General features: G+C 27.8%; 7 protein-coding genes. 4 read left to right on the top strand and 3 right to left on the bottom strand.

From position 1 onward, the window contains the following. Nucleotides 1–695: cobalt-precorrin-5B (C(1))-methyltransferase CbiD (gene cbiD / locus BG20_RS06920; protein ID WP_010192704.1), on the bottom strand; the 695-nt coding region annotated here is incomplete at its 3' end. Between the two features lie 80 nt (nucleotides 696–775). Between cbiD and BG20_RS06915 the strand changes: the two genes are divergently transcribed. The 3 genes from BG20_RS06915 (at nucleotide 776) to BG20_RS11660 (ending at nucleotide 3,231) form a co-directional block, all read left to right on the top strand. After that, nucleotides 776–1,516 carry an SDR family NAD(P)-dependent oxidoreductase gene (locus BG20_RS06915; protein ID WP_010192702.1) on the top strand — a complete coding sequence of 247 codons (741 nt, stop codon included), beginning with the start codon at nucleotides 776–778 and terminating at the stop codon, nucleotides 1,514–1,516. Beyond that, the gene (locus BG20_RS06910) at nucleotides 1,513–2,247 is read left to right on the top strand and encodes an SDR family NAD(P)-dependent oxidoreductase (protein ID WP_010192700.1); all 735 of its coding nucleotides are present in this window, start codon (nucleotides 1,513–1,515) and stop codon (nucleotides 2,245–2,247) included. The genes BG20_RS06915 and BG20_RS06910 overlap by 4 nt, the downstream gene beginning before the upstream one ends. A 180-nt stretch (nucleotides 2,248–2,427) precedes the next feature. Continuing rightward, nucleotides 2,428–3,231, top strand: coding sequence for a glycosyltransferase family 2 protein (locus tag BG20_RS11660; RefSeq protein WP_010192698.1), 804 nt, complete (start codon nucleotides 2,428–2,430; stop codon nucleotides 3,229–3,231). 37 nt (nucleotides 3,232–3,268) lie between these two features. On the opposite strand, the gene BG20_RS06900 is transcribed toward BG20_RS11660, so the two are convergent. Further along, nucleotides 3,269–3,772 (bottom strand): hypothetical protein, encoded by a 504-nt coding sequence (locus tag BG20_RS06900; RefSeq protein ID WP_010192696.1) that lies wholly within the window; start codon nucleotides 3,770–3,772, stop codon nucleotides 3,269–3,271. 124 nt (nucleotides 3,773–3,896) lie between these two features. Between BG20_RS06900 and BG20_RS06895 the strand changes: the two genes are divergently transcribed. After that, complete coding sequence (locus BG20_RS06895; RefSeq protein WP_010192694.1) at nucleotides 3,897–4,748, top strand: NAD-dependent epimerase/dehydratase family protein; 852 nt, start codon at nucleotides 3,897–3,899, stop codon at nucleotides 4,746–4,748. Here BG20_RS06895 and metK read toward each other — a convergent pair. Continuing rightward, nucleotides 4,743–5,495: methionine adenosyltransferase (gene metK / locus BG20_RS06890; protein ID WP_010192693.1), on the bottom strand; the 753-nt coding region annotated here is incomplete at its 5' end. The two genes, BG20_RS06895 and metK, sit on opposite strands and share 6 nt — an antisense overlap.

Raw genomic sequence — 5,495 nt, 5'->3', positions numbered from 1 at the left:
TCAGGCAAATCTATGATTTTTTTTGCATAATCTTCACTTCTTCCCCCCGTAGTAAGAACAACAGTGTTATTTCCCATTGCAATTGCTACATCAAGATTTTGTCTAATTGATGCAGCATATGATGCAGTTGAAAATGGTATTACAATACCGCTTGTTCCCAAAATTGAAATTCCATTTAAAATTCCAATTCTTGGATTATCTGTCTTAGGACCTAACTCTCTTCCTTTTGGAACAGAAATTACTACTTTGATTCCTTTTTTTAAATGATGTTTATCCATAATCTCTCTTAAGTTTTCATTAATCATTTTTTTTGGAACTGGATTAATTGCAGATTTGTTTAGTTCTAGTCCCAATCCTGGTTTGGTTACTATTCCAACTCCTTCTCCACCATCAATTTCAATTTCATTAATTCTATCTGAAAAAGATAAATCCACTATGATCTCTGCACCATGCGTTACATCTGGATCATCTCCCCCATCTTTGATTACAGAACACCTAGCTTTATTTTCATCAAATTGGCAAAAATGAATTGGTATTTTGATAAAACTACCTTTAGGTAATTTTACATCAATATTTTCAATTTTTGTTTGTGTAATTATTGATAGTAATGCAGCTTTGGCAGCTGCAGTTGCCGAAGTACCTGTAGTATATCCAGTTCTTAATTTCTCTTTTTTAATATCTACCACACCAGTCATGCCTATTTTGACGTATTAACTCTTCTTTGATTTTGTAATAAATGTAGAATTATTATATTCATTATTAGAATTAAAATAACATGAAAGAATTTCATTATAGTCTTCCTGGATTAAATAATAAAATTGCGATAGTTACTGGTCATAAAAGCGGAATAGGTAAAGCCACAAAAGAACTTTTAGAAAATTTAGGTGCTAAAGTAGTAGGATTTGATCTACCTGAAATCAATCTTAAAAACCTTGATTTAATTAATTCACATATTCAAAATGTTGTTAGTGAATTTGGTACAATAGATATTTTGATTAATAATGCAGGTATTACCACTATTGGAGATATCGTTGAAACCTCATTAGAAGATATAGAAGATGTTCTTACTATTAATTTCAAAGCACCATTTTTACTTATGAAATCTGTTATTCCGATTATGAAAAAAAACAAAGGTGGTTCAATTGTTAATACTACTAGTGATCAGGTTTTTGTTGGGAAAAAACACTGTGCAATTTATGGTGCTAGTAAAGCAGCTTTAGCTCAATTAACAAAAAGTGCTGCTATAGATTGGTCTGAATATAATATTAGAATTAATGCTGTTGCACCTGGCGCTACTGACACTCCAATGTTAAAAAATGTTTTTAAGAAAATTAATACTCTTTATCCTAAACTTTTTCCAACAGACAATGAAACTTTTTACAAAACTAGTATTCCACTAGGAAGATTAGCACTTCCTAATGAAGTTGCATGGATGATTGCTTTTTTGGCTAGTGATGCTGCATCTTTTGTAAATGGTACAATAGTATCAGTTGATGGGGGATTTACAGCTCAATGACTTCTAATAATCAGATTGTATTGATCACAGGTGGTTCAAGAGGAATTGGAAAGAATATGGTAGATTATTTTAAAGATAAAAATTGGATTGTTATAACTTGTGCATCTTCTACAAATTGGCTATCTGAATCAAAAGCTGATTTCAGTTTTGTTTGTGATATAAGAAAACAAAATCAGATTAAGAATGGAATTAAAAAAATTGTTAAAAAATATGGTAAAATTGATGTTCTGATCAATAATGCAGCAATATCAGGTAATAATCCATTAAATGAACAGTCTTCAGATGAAATTTGGCACAACATTATAGATACAAATCTAAATGGTGTATATTACATGTGTAAGTACTCATTACCGTACATAAAAGATAATGTTGGAAGAATCATTAACATATCCTCTGTTTTAGGTATAATGGGAGTACCGGATCAATCTGCTTATTCTGTTGCAAAACATGCTATTATAGGACTTACAAAATGTTTTGCACTTTATGCTGCACCTAGGCATATTACAGTAAATTCAATATGTCCAGGTTGGGTTGAAACCGAAATGATGCAAAAAAGAATACGATCACTATCTCTAAATAAAATTGATATTCAAAATACCATTCCTCTATCAAAAATATTAAAACCCATAGAAATTTCTGCTTTGGCTTTTTATTTATCTAGTCCTGAAGCCTCTAATCTTACCGGTCAAGAAATTGTAATAGATGGAGGTCAAACATTACATCTTTCTTAATTTTTTTGATTTGTTAATACAATTCAACGTACTATCATTCATAATTATAGTTCTTTTCATTTTTTATACTATTAATATTATTTTAAAACTAATTTAAAATATTAATTTGGTATTATTCTTAGTAATTTTTATTGGGTTCAATAATAAATTTTTTAAATTATGGAATTAGTCACAATTATAATGCCTGCCAATAAGGCAGAAACATTCATTGAACGCTCTGTTCAAAGCATCCTTAATCAATCTTATAAAAATTGGGAATTGATTATTATTTATGATGATAATGTTGATTATTTTTCAATTCTCAAGAATCAAGGAATAACAGATGAACGAATTAAATTTGTCTCTACTAATAAATTGGGAATTTCAACTGCAAGAAATATTGGCATAGAAATAGCTTCAGGTAATATTATAGCAATTCTTGATGCCGATGATGAATTTGACTCAGAAAAATTGAAATGTTGTGTACCACTTACACAAAAAAATTATTTAGTTTCATGTGCTCTTGAAATACGTGATGTAAATGGAAATAATTTAAAATATGTTGGAAATAAAGAACAAGGAATTCTTCAAAGCAGTAGATACAAGAATGTTAATTATTCAGCTGATAATATGATTTTATTTGATAAAACAAAGATCCCATGTTACTATGATGAAAAACTTTCATGTATGGAAGATCTAGAGTTTATGCTAAATTGTTTTGAAATCATAGATCATACTTATCATTTTTCTATTCCTTTACATAAATATTACAAGCGATTTAATTCAGTTAGTAATAATTCTCAATCTTGCAATAAATTTCTTATTGCTAAAAAAATATTATTACAAAGACTCGAAAATAATTTTTATAAGTTTCAAGAAAAAAAACTTGAAAACAACATGATAAATTTTTTACAAACTTCAATAAACTCTGAATTATTATTCCAACAAGCGTTAACAGATGATCCAAAAATATTATTTGAGAATATTATAGAGCCTCTTCTCTAATTTTTGTCTATTTATCAATATTAACTTTAAAAATTTCTTAATTTTTATTTTTTAATGCTAAAAAATTCTTAAAATATTCATCTAAATTGTAATTTGGAGCTTTATTTTTTATACTATTATTTACATCAATGAAATAAGGGAAATTTGATTTTAATTCTCTTTCTTGAATTTCTGCATACCAATTTAAAGTAGATTCTCCTACAGAAAACCAAAATCGAAAATATTCAACTGTATCTTGATCTAGTAATTTTTTTTTCCTTAGATAAGATATTTTATCCAAAACAACTAAAGTATGATCCGCACAAATCTTACAATCATTTAACTCATGCTTTGAATTATGATATCTGTTAACTATTTCATATAATGCTTTTTCATAATGTTCAATCTGCTTGATTAATCCCAATCTTTTATTGTCTCTCTGAGTAGTAAAATGTTTGTAAATAGTAAATGCTGTACCTATCAATGTACCCATAATCGTAAAAAAAGTAATCCATAATGCAGTTCCAAAATTCTCTATTCCATCTACTGAAATTCCTGCCATTCTTTTTCGCTAAACCAATCACCTTTATTTCTATTTCTTGAATGTGATAGAATAAATTTAATAATATCTCTAAACTTTATCCAAAAAATGATAGTTTTAAAAATTAATTTTGTTTAATTATAGTATGAAGAATAATTTTAATATTGCAATTACTGGTTCTAATGGTTATGTTGCTAGACATCTTAGAAAATTTTTCTCCTCAAAAAAAATTGCTGTATTGGCAATATCTAGAACAAATTTTCAAAAATATAAATTAGAAAAAAAAGTTATCACTCCTAAATTTTCTAAATTAGACATTTTACCAGAATTAAAAAAATGTAATATTTTAATACATTTGATAAGCACTACTACTCAAACTGTAAACAAAAATCATTTTGATTCAACTGTTGAATCTACAAAAAAAATCATTGAACTATGTAAGATATGTAATATAAAAAAAATTATTTATATTAGTGGACTTGGTGCTTCAAAAAATACAACCTCTGGTTATTTTATTTCTAAATATTTAGCAGAGCAAGAAATAATTCACTCTGGAATCTGTTATACGATATTCCGCCCTTCTGATATTTTAGGCTATGATGATTACTTATCTAAAAATTTAAAAAAACAAATAAAATCCGATAAAATAATAATTCCTGGTTCTGGAAAATATGTTTTTCAACCAATATTTGTTGATGATGTTTCTAAAATTATTTTTGATGCTTTAAGTAAGAAAAAATATAATAACAAAATAATAAGTTTAGTTGGTCCAGAAACAATTACTTTTGAGAAATATGTTACTTTATTTTTGAAAAATTCAAAAATTAAAATTCATAAAATTGATCTTGAAAAAGCATATTATGATGCTTTACATAATGACAATGTTCTATATGGTGTCGATGACTTAAACATGATGATCAGTAGTTTTCAAGCTGATTTTGAAAATCTACAAAAATTTTCAAAATTGAAATTTACAGCATTGAAAGATTTCTTATAATGAAGATGCCTTCTTTAATACATCTGCTTTATCCGTTTTTTCCCATGTAAATTCAGGCTCATTTCTTCCAAAATGACCATTAGCTGATGTTTTTCTATAAATCGGTCTTTTCAAGTCAAGTTGTGAAATAATTCCTGATGGTTTCATATTGAAATTTTTTCTGACCAACTCTTCTATTTCTCTTTCTGGAATTTTACTTGAACCAAATGTATTTACATAAAGTGAGACTGGTTCTGCTACCCCTATTGCATATGCTACTTGAACTTCACATCTTTCTGCTAATCCTGCAGCAACAATATTTTTGGCAATGTATCTGCACATGTAACATGCAGATCTATCTACTTTAGAAGGGTCTTTGCCAGAAAAAGCTCCACCACCATGTCTTCCAAATCCACCATAGCTATCTACAATTATTTTTCTGCCTGTAAGTCCTGTATCACCATGCGGTCCTCCAATTACAAATTTTCCTGTTGGATTTATGTGAATTTTGATTTGATCATTCCACAAGTTTCCTAAAACTGGTTTGATTACTTTTTCTATGATTTCTTTTGCTATCTGTTCTTGTGAAATTTCAGGTGCATGTTGAGTTGAAATAACAATAGTTTCAATTTTTATTGGTTTGTTGTTTTCATATCTAACAGAAACTTGTGATTTTCCATCAGGTCTTACCCAAGGTAAAACTTTATTTTTTCTAACTTCTGCTAGTTTTTGCGTTAATTTATGTGCAAGTAATATTGGCATTGGCAT

The sequence above is a fragment of the Candidatus Nitrosarchaeum limnium BG20 genome, assembly GCF_000241145.1.
Classification (GTDB): Archaea; Thermoproteota; Nitrososphaeria; order Nitrososphaerales; family Nitrosopumilaceae; genus Nitrosarchaeum; species Nitrosarchaeum limnae.
Note: the sequence above shows the minus strand (reverse complement) of the source record. Positions and strands in the feature narration are given on the sequence as shown.

Coding starts and splice junctions, on each gene's coding strand:
- BG20_RS11660 (WP_010192698.1), top strand. CDS start 2,428: ATGCCTGCCAATAAGGCAGAAACATTCATTGAACGCTCTGTTCAAAGC.
- BG20_RS06895 (WP_010192694.1), top strand. CDS start 3,897: ATGAAGAATAATTTTAATATTGCAATTACTGGTTCTAATGGTTATGTT.
- BG20_RS06915 (WP_010192702.1), top strand. CDS start 776: ATGAAAGAATTTCATTATAGTCTTCCTGGATTAAATAATAAAATTGCG.
- BG20_RS06900 (WP_010192696.1), bottom strand. CDS start 3,772: ATGGCAGGAATTTCAGTAGATGGAATAGAGAATTTTGGAACTGCATTA.
- BG20_RS06910 (WP_010192700.1), top strand. CDS start 1,513: ATGACTTCTAATAATCAGATTGTATTGATCACAGGTGGTTCAAGAGGA.